At 59.7% G+C, this 17,797-nt stretch carries 18 protein-coding genes; 4 read left to right on the forward strand and 14 right to left on the reverse strand.

Translation table 11 applies throughout. The features are described from left to right. Positions 1-105: 105 nt before the first annotated feature. From msrQ to mrcB, 9 genes are all read right to left on the reverse strand, one after another. The gene (gene msrQ / locus A7K61_RS18625) at positions 106-726 is read right to left on the reverse strand and encodes a protein-methionine-sulfoxide reductase heme-binding subunit MsrQ (protein ID WP_044268539.1); all 621 of its coding nucleotides are present in this window, start codon (positions 724-726) and stop codon (positions 106-108) included. Next, positions 726-1,739, reverse strand: coding sequence for a protein-methionine-sulfoxide reductase catalytic subunit MsrP (msrP, locus tag A7K61_RS18630; RefSeq protein ID WP_044268541.1), 1,014 nt, complete (start codon positions 1,737-1,739; stop codon positions 726-728). The genes msrQ and msrP overlap by 1 nt, the downstream gene beginning before the upstream one ends. Positions 1,740-1,802: 63 nt before the next feature. Continuing rightward, on the reverse strand, positions 1,803-2,660 hold the full coding sequence (gene pssA, locus A7K61_RS18635) for a CDP-diacylglycerol--serine O-phosphatidyltransferase (protein WP_003194131.1): 858 nt from the start codon (positions 2,658-2,660) through the stop codon (positions 1,803-1,805). 145 nt (positions 2,661-2,805) lie between these two features. Continuing rightward, on the reverse strand, positions 2,806-3,822 hold the full coding sequence (gene ilvC, locus A7K61_RS18640; protein WP_069558112.1) for a ketol-acid reductoisomerase: 1,017 nt from the start codon (positions 3,820-3,822) through the stop codon (positions 2,806-2,808). Positions 3,823-3,868: 46 nt separating this feature from the next. Continuing rightward, positions 3,869-4,360, reverse strand: a complete 492-nt coding sequence (gene ilvN, locus A7K61_RS18645) for an acetolactate synthase small subunit (RefSeq protein ID WP_069558113.1) — start codon at positions 4,358-4,360, stop codon at positions 3,869-3,871. A gap of 2 nt (positions 4,361-4,362) precedes the next feature. Continuing rightward, on the reverse strand, positions 4,363-6,087 hold the full coding sequence (locus A7K61_RS18650; RefSeq protein WP_044268781.1) for an acetolactate synthase 3 large subunit: 1,725 nt from the start codon (positions 6,085-6,087) through the stop codon (positions 4,363-4,365). Between the two features lie 431 nt (positions 6,088-6,518). Next, positions 6,519-6,848 carry a YqcC family protein gene (locus tag A7K61_RS18655; protein ID WP_014719929.1) on the reverse strand — a complete coding sequence of 110 codons (330 nt, stop codon included), beginning with the start codon at positions 6,846-6,848 and terminating at the stop codon, positions 6,519-6,521. Then, positions 6,848-7,582 (reverse strand): M48 family metallopeptidase, encoded by a 735-nt coding sequence (locus tag A7K61_RS18660; RefSeq protein WP_069558114.1) that lies wholly within the window; start codon positions 7,580-7,582, stop codon positions 6,848-6,850. The genes A7K61_RS18655 and A7K61_RS18660 overlap by 1 nt, the downstream gene beginning before the upstream one ends. A 16-nt stretch (positions 7,583-7,598) precedes the next feature. Then, on the reverse strand, positions 7,599-9,923 hold the full coding sequence (gene mrcB / locus A7K61_RS18665; protein ID WP_003194136.1) for a penicillin-binding protein 1B: 2,325 nt from the start codon (positions 9,921-9,923) through the stop codon (positions 7,599-7,601). A gap of 118 nt (positions 9,924-10,041) precedes the next feature. Here mrcB and A7K61_RS18670 point away from each other — a divergent pair, with 118 nt between their 5' ends. From A7K61_RS18670 to A7K61_RS18680, 3 genes are all read left to right on the forward strand, one after another. Next, positions 10,042-11,598 carry a bifunctional aminoglycoside phosphotransferase/ATP-binding protein gene (locus tag A7K61_RS18670; protein WP_057711131.1) on the forward strand — a complete coding sequence of 519 codons (1,557 nt, stop codon included), beginning with the start codon at positions 10,042-10,044 and terminating at the stop codon, positions 11,596-11,598. A gap of 92 nt (positions 11,599-11,690) precedes the next feature. Beyond that, positions 11,691-12,035 (forward strand): pentapeptide repeat-containing protein, encoded by a 345-nt coding sequence (locus A7K61_RS18675; RefSeq protein ID WP_044268549.1) that lies wholly within the window; start codon positions 11,691-11,693, stop codon positions 12,033-12,035. A 204-nt stretch (positions 12,036-12,239) separates the two neighbouring features. Next, entirely contained in the window at positions 12,240-12,512 is a 273-nt protein-coding gene (locus A7K61_RS18680; protein ID WP_044268551.1) for a TfoX/Sxy family protein, read from the forward strand. A 244-nt stretch (positions 12,513-12,756) separates the two neighbouring features. On the opposite strand, the gene A7K61_RS18685 is transcribed toward A7K61_RS18680, so the two are convergent. Genes A7K61_RS18685 through A7K61_RS18695 form a run of 3 tightly spaced genes read right to left on the reverse strand, consistent with a single transcriptional unit; the run spans position 12,757 to position 15,436 of the window. Then, a complete protein-coding gene (locus A7K61_RS18685; RefSeq protein WP_047711787.1) occupies positions 12,757-13,524 on the reverse strand; it encodes a heme ABC transporter ATP-binding protein in 768 nt (255 codons plus the stop codon). Beyond that, a complete protein-coding gene (locus A7K61_RS18690; RefSeq protein ID WP_047711788.1) occupies positions 13,524-14,561 on the reverse strand; it encodes an iron ABC transporter permease in 1,038 nt (345 codons plus the stop codon). Before A7K61_RS18690 ends, A7K61_RS18685 begins: the two co-directional genes overlap by 1 nt. After that, positions 14,558-15,436 (reverse strand): hemin ABC transporter substrate-binding protein, encoded by an 879-nt coding sequence (locus tag A7K61_RS18695; RefSeq protein WP_069558115.1) that lies wholly within the window; start codon positions 15,434-15,436, stop codon positions 14,558-14,560. Before A7K61_RS18695 ends, A7K61_RS18690 begins: the two co-directional genes overlap by 4 nt. A gap of 156 nt (positions 15,437-15,592) precedes the next feature. Here A7K61_RS18695 and A7K61_RS18700 point away from each other — a divergent pair, with 156 nt between their 5' ends. Next, the gene (locus tag A7K61_RS18700; RefSeq protein WP_057711128.1) at positions 15,593-15,910 is read left to right on the forward strand and encodes a Rieske (2Fe-2S) protein; all 318 of its coding nucleotides are present in this window, start codon (positions 15,593-15,595) and stop codon (positions 15,908-15,910) included. Here the strand turns inward: A7K61_RS18700 and sfsA are convergent. Beyond that, positions 15,907-16,620, reverse strand: a complete 714-nt coding sequence (gene sfsA, locus A7K61_RS18705) for a DNA/RNA nuclease SfsA (RefSeq protein WP_014719939.1) — start codon at positions 16,618-16,620, stop codon at positions 15,907-15,909. The genes A7K61_RS18700 and sfsA overlap by 4 nt on opposite strands. Continuing rightward, complete coding sequence (locus tag A7K61_RS18710; protein WP_069558116.1) at positions 16,620-17,792, reverse strand: pyridoxal phosphate-dependent aminotransferase; 1,173 nt, start codon at positions 17,790-17,792, stop codon at positions 16,620-16,622. The genes sfsA and A7K61_RS18710 overlap by 1 nt, the downstream gene beginning before the upstream one ends. Between the last annotated feature and the right edge of the window lie 5 nt (positions 17,793-17,797).

Here is a 17,797-nt window from a genome sequence, read left to right on the forward strand (position 1 = left end):
GTGTCGAGAACTGCGTAACTCATTGTTTACCAAGGAGTTTTCCGTTTCGACTGCGCCGGAAGTGGGGCGAATTATAGGCTTCCAGAATCTGCCGTCAAGGCTTAATTACGTTTTTGTTGCAGAAGGCGCTTTTTTAGCAATAAGGCGAGGGATTCGTCGCGTCACCGGCGGCACCCGCAGCAACAGAAGCAGCGCACCTATAGAAGCGTAGATAGCCCACTCCTTCAGATCCGCCCGCACTATCCATAACATGTGCAGCAAACCGAGCCCAAGAATCACATAGACCAGGCGATGCAGCTTCTTCCAGCGGCTCCCCAGCCGGCGCTGGCTGTAGCGGTTCGACGTGACGGCCAGCATCAGGAGAGCAACAAACCCCAGCGCACCCACAATGATGTAGGGCCGCTTGCTCAACTCTACGCCGAGCTGCGACCAATCCAGCCCCAGGACAAATACGCAATAGGCCGCCAGGTGCAGCACGACATAAGCAAAGCACCATAGCCCCAACTGTCGCCGCACCGCTATCCACCCCGCCCAACCGCTCAACTTCTGCAGCGGCGTCATGGCAAGTGTGATCAGCAACAGAATCAACGTTCCCAAACCCAAGCGATCGACGAGCACCTTGCCAGGGTCAGGCCCCAGCGCGGAACTCCACGCCTCATACAACCAGAGCAATGGCCACACTGCGGCGGCTACAAACACGCCGATGCGCCAGATGGGATAGCGCATCAGTAGTTCTTCCGCAGATCGAGGCCTGTATATAAAGAAGCGACCTCATCCGAATAGCCATTGAACATCTGCGTCTCGCGCACATTCGGACTAAACAGGCCGCTCGGCAGACGACGCTCACGCGCCTGGGTCCAGCGTGGATGATCGACCGTAGGGTTCACATTCGCATAAAACCCATACTCATCAGCCGCAATACTCTGCCAGGTCGTTTTCGGCTGCTCACTGACCAGACTGATCCGCACGATGGACTTCACACTCTTGAAGCCATACTTCCACGGCACCACCAAACGCAAAGGCGCGCCATTCTGGTTGGGCAACTCCCGCCCATACATACCCACAGCCAGGATCGCCAGCGGATTCATCGCCTCATCCAGGCGCAGCCCTTCTACATAAGGCCAGTCGATCAAGCCGAAGCTTGAGCGTTGCCCAGGCATGCTCTTGGGATCCTGAAGGGTTTCAAAACGGATGTACTTGGCTTTGGAGGTTGGCTCGACCTGCTTGAGCAACGCAGAGATGGGAAAGCCTAACCACGGAATCACCATGGACCATGCCTCGACACAACGCAGGCGGTAGATGCGCTCTTCCAATTCATAGGGTTTCATGAAGTCCTCCAGGGCATAGCGCCCAGGTTTTGCGACTTCACCATCTATCACAACGCTCCAGGGCTGCGTCTTGAGCGAGCCGGCATTCGTGGCCGGGTCGCCCTTGCCTGTCCCGAACTCATAGAAGTTGTTGTAGTGGGTTGCGTCCTTGAACGGCGTGATGGCTTCATCTTTGACCGTCACCGCCTGCCATTTCGTACCCGGTAGTTTTTCCGTAAACCAGCTGGGCGCGCTGCCGGGCTCGACGTCAGCATACCGCGAGGCATCGCCCGCACTGGCCCAACGCGGCAAGCTGCTGGCGGCAATACCGGCAAGCGCACCGCCGAGCAGGCTGCGGCGAGAGAGGTAGAAAGATTCAGGCGTGACATCCGATTCGTGACAATCGGACGCTTTGGGTAATTTGATTAACATGGTAACTCCGCAGCGTTGGAGAACTGATGCACCAATAGACTGCGGAGTATGGGGGAAATTACATTAAGGCAATGTTTTGTCCCGACGCAGACGCAACAAGTACTGAATAGGGCCCGAAGCGGCGTAGGCCAGGAACGCCAGCAGCAGGATACGCGGTGGATCACTGAACACGACCGCGAACACCAGCACCACGACAAGGATGGCCACGAAAGGCACGCGCCCCTTGAGGTCGAACTCCTTGAAGCTGTTGTACTTGATATTGCTGACCATCAGCATGCCGGCCGCCGCCACCATCAGGGCAACCAGGAACGACATCTTCGATCCTTGAATCCCGTAGTCACTGAACGCCCAGACAATCCCCGCGACAACACCCGCCGCTGCCGGGCTGGCAAGGCCGATGAAGTAGCGTTTGTCGGCAGTCCCCACCTGGGTGTTGAAGCGCGCCAGGCGCAAAGCGGCGCCCGCGACATAGATGAAGGCAACCATCCAGCCGACCTTGCCCATGTCACCCAATGCCCAGGCAAACGCCAGCAACGCGGGGGCAACACCAAACGCAACCATGTCCGACAGCGAGTCGTACTCGGCGCCGAAGGCACTTTGGGTATTGGTCATACGCGCCACACGCCCGTCCAGCCCGTCGAGCACCATGGCCACGAAGATTGCGATCGCGGCAAAACCGAAGTATTTGCTGGCACTCGCCGCATCACCCGCCGCCAGCGCACTCTGGGCACTCATGGAGTTGATGATGGAGTAGAAGCCGGCAAACAGGTTCGCCGTGGTGAACAGGTTGGGCAGCAGATAGATGCCACGATGCCGGACCTTGCGGCCTTCGGCGTCATGCCCTTCTTCGACATGTTCATCGATCGGCAGCATGCTTTCGGCGTCGGAAGCCTGATGTGGCTCTTCGGGACGTTCGCTCATGGACTTTACCTTGCAACGGTGTGAAAAAAATTCGACAGATACTTGCAGCGACTGTTCGCCTGCAAACGATGCAGCTTTATACCAGAACCGGCCCTCCAAACGAAAAAACGCGGCCTAAGCCGCGTTTTCCCTTGATGCGTACGACTTAGTTCTTGGCTTTGTCGACGATCTTGTTGGCACCGATCCACGGCATCATGGAGCGCAGTTGCTCGCCGATGACTTCGATACCGTGAGCGGCGTTGTTACGACGCTTGGCGGTCATCGAAGGGTAGCCGGTAGCGCCTTCGCTGATGAACATTTTGGCGTATTCGCCGTCCTGAATACGTTTCAGGGCGTTGCGCATGGCCTGGCGAGACTCGGCGTTGATTACTTCAGGGCCAGTCACGTACTCGCCGTATTCGGCGTTGTTGGAGATCGAGTAGTTCATGTTGGCGATGCCGCCTTCGTACATGAGGTCAACGATCAGCTTCAGTTCGTGCAGGCATTCGAAGTAGGCCATTTCCGGCGCGTAGCCAGCTTCAACCAGGGTTTCGAAACCGGCTTTTACCAGCTCAACGGTACCACCGCACAGAACGGCTTGTTCGCCGAACAGGTCGGTTTCGGTCTCGTCCTTGAAAGTGGTTTCGATGATGCCGGTACGACCGCCACCCACGCCAGCAGCGTAAGACAGCGCAACGTTCTTGGCGTTGCCCGACGCATCCTGGTAGATCGCGATCAGGTCAGGGATACCGCCGCCTTTGACGAACTCGGAGCGCACGGTGTGGCCCGGTGCTTTCGGCGCGATCATGATCACGTCGAGGTCAGCGCGTGGCACAACCTGGTTGTAGTGAATCGCGAAGCCGTGGGAGAAGGCCAGGGTGGCGCCCTTCTTGATGTTCGGCTCGATTTCGTTCTTGTACAGCGACGACTGGAACTCGTCCGGGGTCAGGATCATGATCAGGTCGGCAGCCGCAACAGCAGAAGCAACGTCAGTCACTTTCAGCCCATGAGCTTCAGCCTTGGCAACAGTGGCCGAGCCTTTACGCAGGCCAACAGTCACGTCAACGCCGGAATCTTTCAGGTTGCACGCTTGGGCGTGGCCCTGGGAACCGTAGCCGATGATGGCGACTTTCTTGCCCTGGATGATCGACAGGTCACAATCTTTATCGTAATAAACTTTCATGAGGTTCCTCTATATATCCAGGCCGTAAGGCCATTCGCTAATTGGGTTAGATGCTGAGTACTTTGTCGCCACGGGAAATCCCGGTGACACCACTGCGTACGGTTTCCAGAATCGAGGCCGTCCCGATCGACTGGATGAAGCTGTCCAGTTTGTCGCTGGTACCGGTCAGTTGAACGGTATAAACGCTGGCGCTCACATCGACGATCTGCCCGCGATAAATATCGGTAGTGCGTTTGATCTCGGCACGTTGGGCACCCGTGGCCTTGACCTTGACCAGCATCAGTTCGCGCTCGATGTGAGCGCTTTCCGACAAGTCGACCAGCTTGACCACTTCGATCAGCTTGTTGAGGTTCTTGGTGATCTGCTCGATCACCTCATCGTGACCCACGGTGGTCAACGTCAGGCGCGACAGGGTCGGGTCTTCGGTTGGGGCCACGGTCAGGCTTTCGATGTTGTAGTTGCGTTGCGAAAACAGGCCGACAACACGAGACAGAGCGCCGGGTTCGTTCTCCAGAAGCAGGGAGATAATATGCCGCATGATTAAGTACGCTCCGTCTTGTTCAGCCACATGTCGCGCATAGAGCCGTCTTTGATCTGCATCGGGTAGACGTGCTCGCTGGTATCCACCTGAATATCGATGAACACCAGGCGGTCCTTCATGGCGAACGCCTCTTCCATTTTCGGCTTCAGATCTTTCAGATCGTTGATGCGAATGCCGACGTGGCCATAGGCTTCAACCAATTTGACGAAGTCTGGCAACGATTCCATGTAGGAATGGGAGTGACGGCTACCGTAGCTCATGTCCTGCCACTGACGAACCATGCCCAGTACGCCGTTGTTCAAGCAGACGATCTTCACCGGAAGGCCGTACTGCAGGCACGTCGACAGTTCCTGGATGTTCATCTGGATGCTGCCTTCGCCCGTCACACAGGCAACGTCGGCATCCGGGAAGCTCAGCTTCACACCCATGGCCGCAGGGAAACCAAAGCCCATCGTGCCCAGGCCACCGGAGTTGATCCAGCGGTTAGGCTTGTCGAACGTGTAGTACTGCGCCGCGAACATCTGGTGCTGGCCTACGTCGGAGGTCACAAAGGCGTCGCCCTTGGTCACTTCGCACAGGGTTTCGATCACGGTTTGCGGCTTGATGATGCTGCCGTCGCCCTTGTCATAAGGGAACAGGCCGCGATCACCGCGCCATTCGTCGATCTGCTTCCACCAGCTGGCAACGGATTCCTTGTTCGGCGTTTCGCCGATGTCCTTGAGTGCAGCGACCATTTCGGTCAGTACGCTCTCCACAGGACCCACGATTGGCACATCGGCCTTGATGGTCTTGGAGATGGACGCCGGGTCGATGTCGATATGGATGATCTTGGCATTCGGGCAGAATTTGCTCGCGCCGTTGATCACCCGGTCATCGAACCGCGCGCCCACGGCCAGGATCACATCGGCGTGATGCATGGTGAGGTTGGCGGTGTAGCTGCCGTGCATACCGAGCATGCCGACGAACTGACGGTCCGAACCCGGGAATGCGCCGAGGCCCATCAGGGTGTTGGTCACCGGCAGGTTGAGCAACTTGGCCAGTTCGGTGAGTGGCGCGGAACCGCCGCCCAGAATCACGCCACCGCCGGAGTACAGCACAGGGCGCTTGGCCGCCAGGAGCATTTCTGCCGCCTTGCGGATTTGCCCCGAGTGCCCACGCACGGCCGGGCTGTAGGAACGCAGCTTGGCTTTTTTCGGGAAAACGTATTCGAACTTCTCGGCCGGGTTGGTCATGTCTTTCGGGATATCGACCACTACCGGGCCCGGGCGACCGGACTGGGCAAGGTAGAACGCCTTTTTCATGACATCCGGGATTTCCGAGGGATGCTTGATCATGAAGCTGTGTTTCACGATCGGCCGGGAAATACCGATCATGTCGGTTTCCTGGAATGCATCGGTACCGACCATAGTGCTAGGCACCTGGCCAGAGATGATTACCATCGGAATGGAGTCCATATAGGCAGTCGCGATGCCGGTAATGGCATTGGTTGCGCCTGGGCCAGACGTTACCAGTACCACGCCGGCTTTACCGGTGGCACGGGCGTAACCGTCAGCCATATGGGTCGCGGCCTGTTCGTGGCGAACCAGGATGTGGGTAACAGCCGGTTCCTTGAACAGTGCGTCGTAGACATGCAGCAGAGCACCACCTGGGTACCCGTAGATATAGTCGACGCCTTCGTCACGCAAAAAGCGGACGAGCATCTCACCGCCAGATAAAAGCTCCACGTTGTTCACCTCTAAAACGCCAGAATACCGTCCGTTAAAAACCGACGGGTCTTAATAGGTTTACTTCTCAACAGAGCATGAGCGACGGTGGTCGCCGACTACGTCAGCACTGACTGAGCAAGTATTGGGATCGTCCCAAGTGTTGCGGGCTTTTCCCACCCAGCGCGAGGTAACGCGTTGCGGGTGTTACAGGTCGGCGCGGATGTGCGCCTCATGATCTGCTGAGCGGGCCTGCTTCTGGCAGTCCCGATACAGCGGACTTTGGATTCTTCTGTTTCACGCCCTTCAAGTCAAGCAATAATTGCGCTTTTTTCCAACTAAGCGCATGAGAACGTAGAAGAAAGGGCTTTGAGGAGGGATAAAACTCGCCTGAATGTCGTCAAGCGGTAGAAATGTGCGCAAGACTGCCGGAAAAACCGGCAGTCAGGCAATTAACGAGCGTCGACGATCAATTGATCGAACTTTTTCAGCGCGTTACGCAAGCCGAGGCTTTCCCGCGGTCGGTCGGCGTAGACCATCTCGGCCATTTCCAGGATCCCCGACGCATTCGGCAAGGGCAGGTCCTGCTCCAGGATCTGCTTCATACGTGCGAGGAAGATCCATTGCAGCCACTGGTGGAAGTCCAGGGTGTCGACGGAAAAGGGCTCGACACTGCTGAGGGCTTCAGCGCTAGGGGAGACTTCGTCCCACCAGCCCTGCACGCGCAGTTCGCGCTCGATCAGCAATAACTGCTCGGCAATCGCGGGGAAACGTGCATCCATCAGAGGCTGACCTTGGCTTTTTGCCGCGCCTGGGCTGCACCGGCGGCATCCCCTTGGGCGGCACGTGCATCACCGATCAAGGCCCACAGGCTGGCTTGCAGGTCTGGACGGCCATTGGCCAGGCTCAGGCCGCGACGAGCGAACTGCTCCGCCTGGGGCGCATCGCCCTGGGCCATGCGCACCTGGGCCAGGCGATAGAGCACTTGTGGCTCACGCGGCGCCACGCGCTGGGCACGTTCAAGGCTCGACGAGGCGCCGTTCAAATCGCCACCCGCCTGCTGCTGCTGAGCGGTGGTGAGCAACGCCAGCACCGGGCCATCCAGTTGTTCGTCAGCCGACAACCCGCCCGTATTGGACGATGACGGAATACCGCTCGGCGTCGAAGGCATGTTGTAGGTGCCTTGGTTGACCGGCGCGGTTTGAATCGGCGTGGAGTTCACCGGCCCGGAAGTGCTCGGGCCTGGGGTCCATGGCTCGGCACTGATAGGCGCCGAGGTTGCAGCCCCACTGCCGGGCACCATCACCACGACGCCGGAATCCTGGGGAATTGCCTGGGTTGCAGCCTGGGCAGGCCGTTTGACCACGGTCTGACGGAAGCCGCCATTGGCCGAAATGCGGTCGTTATTGGAGACGGACGTGCTTGAGTCCACCACAGGGATAGAGCCGCGCTGCACGCTGGAGCAACCGCCGAGCAAAGCCAGAGCCGTAATTGCTGGAATCCACAACTTGTTCACTTGAAACCCTCTTTGCTTAATTCATCCAGCCCTTGACCCAATCCATCACCGATTCCGCGTCAGCAGGTGTACTGCCACTGCACGCGGCGCCGGGTGGTGGTTCGCTGCCGCGAATATACGGCATCTGCACCGCGCCCGGACAGTTGGCATCGGAGCCTTGGCCGGTGTGCGGATCAATCCAGGCCTGCACGATATTGTCCGGCTGCGGCATGTTGAGCGGCAACGGATCAGCCTTGCGCATGAAACTGGTCCATACCTGCAACGCGCCGGTCGCACCGGTGAACGGCGTCTTGCCGTTATCGTCGCGCCCCAGCCACACCACGGCCAGTACATCCTGACCGAACCCTGCGAACCAGCTGTCGCGGGAGTCGTTACTGGTACCGGTCTTGCCCGCCAGGGTCAGGTTCGACGGCAGCACGCTGTAGACCGAACGCCCTGTACCCTCACGCATCACGCGCTGCATGGCGTTCTGGATCAGGTAAATGGAACCCGCGTCGAAGCGCTGCTGAATCTGGAACGGGTAGCGCTTGAGCGGTTCGCCATCGGCGGTCAGCACACTGCGGATACCGCGCATCGGTGTATTGAAACCACCGTTGGCGAGGGTCTGGTACATGGTGGTCACTTCCATCGGCGTCATGGCCGCAGCGCCCAAAAGCATGGATGGGAATGCAGGGAACTCACGCTCCACCCCCAGTCGCGCTATGGTTTTCAGGACATTTGGCACACCGACCTCAAGCCCCAGGCGCGAGGTCGAAATGTTGTAGGAATGCGCCAACCCTTGATACAGGAACACCGTGCCATGGGAGCGGCGGTCGAAGTTCTTGGGGGTCCACACCTGGCCATCCGCACCTTTGACCGACAGCGGGTCATCGGACAGCCAACTGGTCAGCGTGTACTTGCTGGGTTTTTCCAGTGCTGTGAGGTAGACCGCGGGCTTGACCAGCGAGCCAATCGGCCGCACGGCATCCAGTGCGCGGTTGAAACCGGCGAAACTGGCCTGCCGGCTGCCGATCATGGCCTGGACTTCGCCGGTTTCCGGGTTGGTCACGACCATGGCGGCTTCGACTTCATCCGAGCCTTTACGGCCGGTCAGGCGCTTGAAGGTGTCGTTGACCGACGCTTCGGCCTTCATCTGCAGGATGGGGTCGAAGCTGGTGAAGATCCGCAGGCCCTCTTCGGTCAAGTCTTCGTCGCGGTAGTCTTCGCGCAGTTGGCGCTTGACCAAGTCGATAAAGCCAGGGAATGAGCTATCCGCCAGCTTGCCGCGGGTGGTCACGCCCAGTGGCATTTTTTTCGCAGCGGCGACTTGTTCAGCGGTAGCGACACCCTGCTGCTCCAGCACATCGAGCACCAGGTTGCGACGTTCAAGCGCACGCTCCGGGTTGCGGCGCGGGTTGTAATAGGACGGCCCCTTCACCATTCCCACCAGCAACGCGACCTGATGCAACTTCAACTCGGACAACGGCTGCCCGAAGAAGAACTGGCTGGCCAGGCCGAAACCGTGCACGGCGCGCTGGCCATCCTGCCCGACGAATACCTCGTTGAGGTAGGCCTCGAGGATTTCCTGCTTGCTGTAATGCAGCTCCAGCAACATCGCCATCATGGCTTCGGTGAGTTTACGGGTGAGGCTGCGTTCGTTGGTCAGGTAGAAGTTCTTGACCAACTGCTGCGTCAGCGTACTACCGCCCTGGGTCATCTTGCCGCCGGAGGTGTTGACCCAGATAGCGCGGGCGATCGACTTCGGCGAGACACCCCAGTGGCTATAGAAATCGCGGTCTTCGACAGCGACCAGGGTTTCCAGCAGGTACGGCGGCACCTGATCGAGCTTGATCAGGATGCGATCTTCAAGGTTTTTCGGGTAAATACCGCCGATAAGCAACGGTTCAAGACGCACCACCGGCAGCTTGGAGCCATTGAGCGACGACAGCTCAGCCACATAGTCGCCAGAGAAACGCACGCGCACCGGCTGGGCTTTTTCCAGGCCTTCGTAGAACTGGAAGCCACGGGTGTTCAGGTCGACGGTATTACCGCTGACCGCCGCAGCGCCGGGGCCATTGCTCACAGGTTCGCGGCGGTAGCCCAGCGCGTCGAGTTCGGTGAGGAAGTCTTCCTTGCTGAGCTTCTGGCCAGAGAACAGTTCCAGCGGGCGTGCATACACCTTGGCCGGAATCGTCCAGCGCTTGCCGGAGAATTTTTCCTGCACCACGGCATCGAGGTACACCGCAAGGCCGGCGACTGCCACAAGGCCCACCAGGCCAAGCTTGATCACCCAGCCCAGCCAAGGGCGCGGGCCGCGGGAAGGAGGTTTTTTACGGGAACGGGGAGATCGGGTTCGAGTCATGGCGGCGGATTATACGCACTTTATTGATGATCAACATGAGCCGGACAGCGGTTTGCACGACTGGCATCAGCAGCCATAATGCCCCCCATGATTTTCCCCAGACTTTGAAGGATCGCCCGTGAGCCAGACCCTGATCGCTGCCCTGCAAAACCCGGCCTTGTACCCTCATCCGGTTGACGCGTTTCAAGTCATCGAGACCCATATTTCCTGGGTGATACTGACGGGCCCCTATGCATATAAGCTGAAGAAACCGATGAACTTCGGCTTCCTGGACTTCACCAATCTGGACGACCGCGGGCATTTCTGCCGCGAAGAACTGCGCCTGAACCAACGCCTGACCGAAGATTTGTATCTTGAAGTGTTGCCGATTACCGGCACTGCCGAGGCGCCCCAACTGGGTGGCGACGGCCCGGCCATCGAATACGCGCTGAAAATGCGCCAGTTCCCGCAAAGCCAGATGCTCAGCACCCTGCAAGCCAACGGCGAACTGACCAGCGCGCACATCGATGAGATGGCCAAGCAGATTGCGCAGTTCCACCTCAGTGCCCCCAAAGTCCCGCAAGATCACCCGGCCGGCACGCCGGAGGAAGTGATGGCTCCGGTACGCCAGAACTTCGACCAGATCCGCCCATTCCTCAGCGACAAGGCCGACCTTACTCAGTTGGAGGCTCTGCAAGCCTGGGCTGAAAGCAGCTTCGAACGCCTCAAGCCTCTGCTTTCCCAGCGCAAGCTAGAGGGCTATACCCGTGAGTGCCACGGCGATATCCACCTGGGCAACGCCACCCTGATCGATGGCCGCGTGGTGATCTTCGACTGCATCGAGTTCAACGAGCCTTTCCGCTTTACCGACGTGTACGCCGACACCGCCTTTTTGGCCATGGATCTGGAAGATCGCGGCCTCAAATGCCTGGCACGGCGCTTTATCAGCCAGTACCTGGAACTGACCGGTGACTACCAGGGCCTGGAACTGCTGAACTTCTATAAAGCCTACCGTGCATTGGTGCGCGCCAAGGTTGCGCTATTTAGCATGCCGAGCGAAGCCAACCCGGTACAACGCGCTACCACCCTGCGCCAATACCGCAACTACGCCAACCTGGCGGAAAGCTACAGCACCATTCCCTCGCGCTTCCTGGCAATTACCCACGGTGTGTCAGCCGTGGGCAAGAGCCACGTGGCCATGCGCCTGGTCGAAGCCCTGGGCGCCATCCGCCTACGCTCGGATGTTGAGCGCAAGCGCCTGTTTGGCGAGCAGCAGGTAGAGAACACGCCACAGGCCGGCATCTACAATCAGGACGCCAGCGCTGCCACCTACGCACGCCTGAACGAGATTGCCGACACCGTGCTGCGCGCCGGTTACCCGGTGGTGCTGGATGCCACATTCCTGAAACGCGCACAGCGTGACGCCGCCGCTCAGGTTGCCGAAGCCACTGGGGCGCCGTTCCTGATCCTGGACTGCAACGCCCCGCAAGCCGTTATCACCAGTTGGCTGGCCCAACGCCAGGCGGATAAAAACGATCCGTCCGACGCCACACTGGCCGTTATCGAAGAACAACAAGCCAGTCGTGATCCGCTGACTGCCGAGGAGCTGCTGCTCAGCAAGCGTGTGGAGACCAATGAAAGCGGGACGCTCGACGCCTTGGTCGGGCATATCCGCCAGCGCCTGCCGGGCCTGTAAGGAATATTTCTTGGTCGCGTCGCCGTCTTCGGCGCGCGACCTCGCGATAGTGGCACTATACTGGCTCCATAACACCAGCCAGAGTCGCGATCATGAGTCAGCCCAAGCTTCTTGATACCCCGCTCTACGCCCTCCTGCATAAGGATGATATCCGCGGCTTCAACCAGGAGCGCCCTGAAATCGGCACCATCGACATGCGCGGTGGCGACTTTCGAGGGCTGGACCTGCGCGACCTGAACGCCACCGGTATTGACTTCACCGACGCCTATTTTCGCTCTGCCGACCTGCGGGGCCTGGACTTGCGTGGCTGTTCATTGGAAGGCGCCAGCCTGGCCCATGCACAGATTTCAGGTGCTTATTTCCCGCCCGAACTCACGGCAGACGAAATACTCATGTCGGTCAATTTCGGTACTCGCCTGCGCTACCGTACCAAGTAACCCCACACACTGAGTGACGGCCACATCCCCTGCCTGCCGGGCGCTTTGCGCCTATCTGCGAGCAAACGCAGTCGCGCCATTCTTATAAGCTTTTCAGCTCTTCCTGACCAAAGAACCACGCTTTTCCTACTGAGCGCTACACTCATTTTCAGGCTGCCTGGTCACGACACCCACCGCACCATTCAGCCAACGCAAGGAGGCTTGATGAACGATGAGCTGCAACACCTGAAAAACCTTGGCAAGACGTCAGCGCAGTGGCTGCATGCGGTGGGCATCCACAGCGCGTCCGACTTGCGTCGGCTGGGGGCGGTCGATGCCTACCGAGCCGTGCGCACGCGCGGGTTTCGAGCCTCGAAGGTTCTGCTGTATGCGATTGAAGGGGCATTGATGGATGTGCACTGGAACGACATACCCGCGGAGCGCAAGGAGGCCTTGAACCGTCAGCTGGAAGCGATTTCAGTGCATCAGAAGAACTAAAGCGGCACTCAAACCCAATGTTTACGGGCATTACAAACGAGCGTTTGAGAAAAACTGGATGAGGCAGAAAAACAAATGTTGACTCTCAAATGAGAATCGTTATGATTATCACAACTGGTCGCGAGATCAGCCGATAACTGAAAGACCATTGGTTCGGACTCTCAGATTATCTCCTCATCAGGCTAATCACGGTTATTTGACCCGGCTCTTGCCGGGTCTTTTTTTGCCCGCGAATTAACCGGCCTCAGCGCGCAATGATCAGCGGATGCCCACGCTCCGGATGCGGCTGTACCAACACATCCAGGCCGAATACAGCCTTGAGCGGCTCAGGTTGCAAGACTTTCGAGGGCGTATCCAACGCGTGGGGGCGGCCGTTTTCCAGCAATAGAATCCGGTCGCAGTAACGCGCTGCCAGGTTCAAGTCATGCAGGATAACCAGCACCGCAGCGCCTCTGTCGGCAAAGTGTCGAATAGCCTGCAAGGTGGTGTGTTGGTGCAGAGGGTCGAGCATCGACGTGGGCTCGTCCAGCAACAACGTCTGCCCCGCCTCACCCGGCCATAACTGCGCCAATACCCGCGCCAGGTGCACACGCTGCCGCTCGCCGCCGGACAACGCCAGGTAACTGCGGCCACTCAGGTGGCCGACATCCGCCGCTTGCAGGGCCGCGCTGATGATTTCGTCGTCGCGCACTCGCCCGGTCTGATGAGGCAAGCGGCCCATGCCCACCACCTCTTCGACACGAAAAGCAAAATCCAGGGTGGAAGATTGTGGCAGCACCGCCAGGCGCTGGGCACGCTGCGCGCCGGTCATGTGCTTGAGCGCCTGCTGATCCAGCCAGACCTTGCCCTGATCCGGCTGCAACTCCCCGCACAGCGCCCCAAGCAAGGTACTTTTGCCGGCGCCATTGGGGCCCAGAACGCCCAGCACTTCGCCCGGCAAAAGGTCCAAGGTGATATCGGCCAGCACGGTTTTCCCACCACGCCGGATCTGCAACGCTTCTACCCGCAACATCAGGCGCGCCCTCGTAACAATAAATAGAGGAAAAACGGCGCACCGATAAACGCGGTGACAATACCGATCGGCAGTTCCGCCGGCGCCAACGCCAGGCGCGCCACCAGGTCCGCAAACAACAGCAGGCTCGCCCCCGCCAATACCGAGGCCGGTAACAACACCCGATGATCCGGCCCCGCCAGCAACCGCACCAGATGGGGTACCACCAACCCGACAAAACCAATCATGCCCGCCGCCGCCACTGCAGCGCCAACGCCTAAAGCCGTACAGAACACCAGCTCACGCTTGAGCCTTTCAACATCAATACCCAGATGATTGGCCTCAGACTCACCCAACAGCAGCGCGTTCAGCGCCTTGGCCCGGCGCGGCAACCACAGCGCCACGCCCGCACTCACCAACAGCAAGGGCCACAACCGCGAGTAACTTGCGCCATTGAGGCTGCCCAGGTTCCAGAACGTGAGGGTGCGCAAGGTGGCGTCGTCGGCCAGATAGGTAAAGAGCCCCACCGCAGAACCGGCCAGGGCCGTCAGCGCGATGCCAGCAAGCAACATGGTCGCGACATTGGTCTGGCCGTTGCGACGCCCCAGCCGATAGACCAGCGCCGTGACGCCCAAGCCACCGAGAAATGCGCACAGCGACAACAGGTATGGCCCGAAGGCATCCGGCAGCCCGCCAAAGAACGAGCCACCGACAATCGCCACCGCCGCCCCCAGCGCGGCACCGCTGGATACCCCTACCAAGCCAGGATCGGCCAGCGGGTTGCGGAACAACCCCTGCATCGCCACACCCGACAATGCCAGCACACCGCCGACCGCCAGCCCCAATAGGGTCCGCGGCAGGCGAATCTGCCCCAGGATCAACTCGGCCTGCTCCAAACCCTGGGCCTCAATCGGTACGCCCATCAGTTTTAGCGCAGCCCTGAGCGTGTCCACTAACGGCAGGCTGACCGGCCCCAGTGCCAATGAAAGCCAGATCGCTAATACACACAGCAGCGACAGCCCGATAAACAGCGTTTTTGGCTTAACCAGAGTGGTCATGGAGCAGGCTTAGGCTGGGACGGATAAAAACCGGCAGACAGTTTCTCCAGGCTTTGCGGCAATCTAGGCCCCAGGCCACCTACCAGCAAGGTCGCGTCCAGCTCAAAGACGCGGCCGCTCTTGGCTGCCGGCGTAGAGGCAAGAATCGGATTTTCCTTGAACAAGGCTGCGCGCGCCGCGTCACCGGTCAGCGCGCGATCGGCAAACACCAGCACCTCAGGGCTCAAACCCGCCAGCGATTCGACGGAAAACGGTTTATAGCCCACATGCGTGGCGAGATTACGCCCCCCAGCCTGCTGCAACATCCAATCAGCGGCCGTGTCCTTGCCGGCGATCAGCGGCTTGCCACCGGCATGACCGAGCAGCAACAACACGCCTGGAGTCTTCTGTGTAGCCTGGGCCTTGGCCACCCACTTTTTTTGCTGCGCCAGCGCCTGCTCATACCCGGCAAACAACGCACTGGCCTGGGCCTCACTGCCGAGCAGTTTCCCTAAGTGTTCAAGGTTGCCTTTGAGCGTGGGCAAGTCAGGCTGGGCCGAGAACATCTCCACCTGCACTACGGCACTGCGAATCTGCGCCAGCACCGGCGGCGGCCCCATTTCCTCCGTGCCCACAAGGATTTGCGGGCGCAGGCTGAGAATGCCTTCGGCCGACAACTGCCGCTGGTAACCAATGCTCGGCAAGGCCTTGAGCGACGCCGGATGCAGACTAGTGGTGTCCACCCCCACCAACTTCGACTCACCGCCCAAGGCCGTCACCCATTCCGACAGCGCACCGCCGGCACTGACCCAGCGTTGCGGCAGTTCAGAGGCGTGCGCCCCAGGGTTGATCAGCAGTGAGGCAACAAGCGCAATAGCGCTGGTACTCAAGCGCATAACAGGGTTTCCTTCCTAGGGCAGGGCCACTCAAGCACTCATTGATGTGACAGATAACCGCTGCCATGCATCGTATTGAGCACCCAGTCAGCTGACGGGCGAAGCAGGCATTTGATAATTGTTTGCATTTGCACGTCAAGGCACTTAAGGATTGAAATGAAGTTTCTCTGCGCCTCAGGCGACCTTGCTCCCAACAGCAGCCGCGGTTTTGTTATCGATGGCCACAGGCTGTTGGCGGTGCGCCGGGACGGCATTGCGTACTTCTATCTCAACCGCTGCCCCCATCGCGGCATCCCGCTGGAATGGCAGCCAGATCGCTTCCTCGATGAAAGCGCCAGCCTGATCCAATGCGCCACCCATGGCGCGTTGTTCCTGATTGAAAGCGGCGAGTGCATCGCCGGGCCTTGCGCAGGCCAAAGCCTCACCGCCCTGCCCGGCCGCGAAGACGAACAGGGATTGTGGGTCGATCTCTAGTCGCCCAGCAGCACCTTCAGCCGACGTTCGACGTAAATCTCCTGCGGCGTGACCCGTACGCCATAGGCCAACACCTCTACACCTGCAGCCTTGGCCTCACGTAGCGCTGCCGCATAACCGGCGTCGATTTCCACCGCCGGGCGCACCGCGTCGATCCCCGACAGGTTCACGCAATACAACTGCACGGCCCGTATACCGTCGCGCGCCAGGTGGGCCAGCTCACGCAAGTGCTTGGCACCGCGCTGGGTCACCGCATCGGGGAAAGCCGCCACCGAGCTGCCATCAAAGCCCAAGGTGACGCTTTTGACCTCGACAAACGCAGCGCCTTGGGGGTAATCCAGGCGAAAGTCGATGCGGCTTTTCTCCTGGCCATAAGGCACCTCACGCTTCAACGCAGTAAAGCCGTTGAGCTCAGTGATCACACCGGCCAGCAAGGCTTCTTCCACCAACTGATTGGCACGCGCGGTGTTGACACACGCCAGCCGGCCCTGAGGCGTTTCGGCAATCTCCCAGGTGCCCGGCAACTTGCGCTTGGGGTCCGTGGAACGGCTGAACCAGACCTGGCCACCTTCGACCATGCAGTTGAGCATCGAACCGGTGTTAGGGCAGTGAATGGTGAGCAACTCGCCGGTAACGGTTTCGATATCGGTGAGAAAGCGCTTGTAGCGGCGGATCAGCCGCCCTTCTTCAAGAGGAGGATTAAAACGCATCAGCCTTGCCAGCTCCGCAAACCACGGGCGATCCGCTCCACCGCTTCTTGCAGCCGATCGAGGTTTTGCGTGTAGGCAAACCGCACGTGATGGCCCGCCTGGTGGCGACCGAAATCCAACCCGGGCGTAAAGGCCACATGCTCGGTTTCGAGGAAATGCCGGCAAAACGCGAAGGCATCGCCGCCGAACGCGCTGATATCGGCATACAGATAGAAGGCACCTTCGGGTTCCACCGCGATACCGAACCCAAGCTCACGCAGGGCGGGCAGCAGGAAGTCACGACGGCGGCCAAACTCGGCACGGCGCTGCTCCAGGATCTCCAGGGTTTGCGGGGTGAAACAGGCCAACGCGGCATGCTGAGCCATGCTTGGCGCACTGATGTAGAGGTTCTGCGCCAATTTCTCCAGTTCACCCACCGCTTCAGACGGCGCCACCAGCCAACCGAGGCGCCAGCCGGTCATGCCGAAATACTTAGAAAAACTATTCAAGACAAAGGCGTCGTCATCGACTTCCAGCACGCTGGCGGCGTCCGTGCCGTAGGTGAGGCCGTGATAAATCTCGTCGACCACCAGGTGCCCGTTGCGCGCCTTGATGGCGCCCGACAGCCCAGCCAACTCGTCCCGGGTGAGGATCGTGCCGGTGGGGTTGGCCGGCGATGCCACCAGTGCGCCAACACTGTCCTGGTCCCAATGCCTGGCCACCAGGTCAGCGGTCAACTGGTAGCGTACGTCCGGGCCGACCGGCACCAACTGCGCCGCGCCTTCCACAAGGCGCAGGAAGTGTCGGTTACAGGGGTAGCCTGGGTCCGCCAGCAGCCAATGCTTACCCGGATCCACCAGCAAACTGCTGGCCAGCAATAACGCGCCGGAGCCACCGGGGGTGATCAGAATACGCTGCGGGTCGATGCTCAAACCGTAGCGTTGCTGGTAGAAACCGCTGATGGCTTCGCGCAACTCGGGCAGGCCGCGGGCGGCGGTGTAGCGGGTTTTACCGTTTGCTAACGCGGCTTGACCGGCCTGGATGATCGGCTCGGCGGTGGTGAAATCCGGCTCGCCGATTTCCAGATGGATCACGTCGTGACCGGCGGCCTGCAGCTCATTGGCACGCGCCAGTAACGCCATGACATGAAAAGGTTCGATGGCGCGACTGCGCGCACTGTAGGGCTGAGCCATTAGCC

It is taken from the genome of Pseudomonas sp. AP42 (assembly GCF_001728935.1).
Taxonomy (GTDB): Bacteria; Pseudomonadota; Gammaproteobacteria; order Pseudomonadales; family Pseudomonadaceae; genus Aquipseudomonas; species Aquipseudomonas lactis.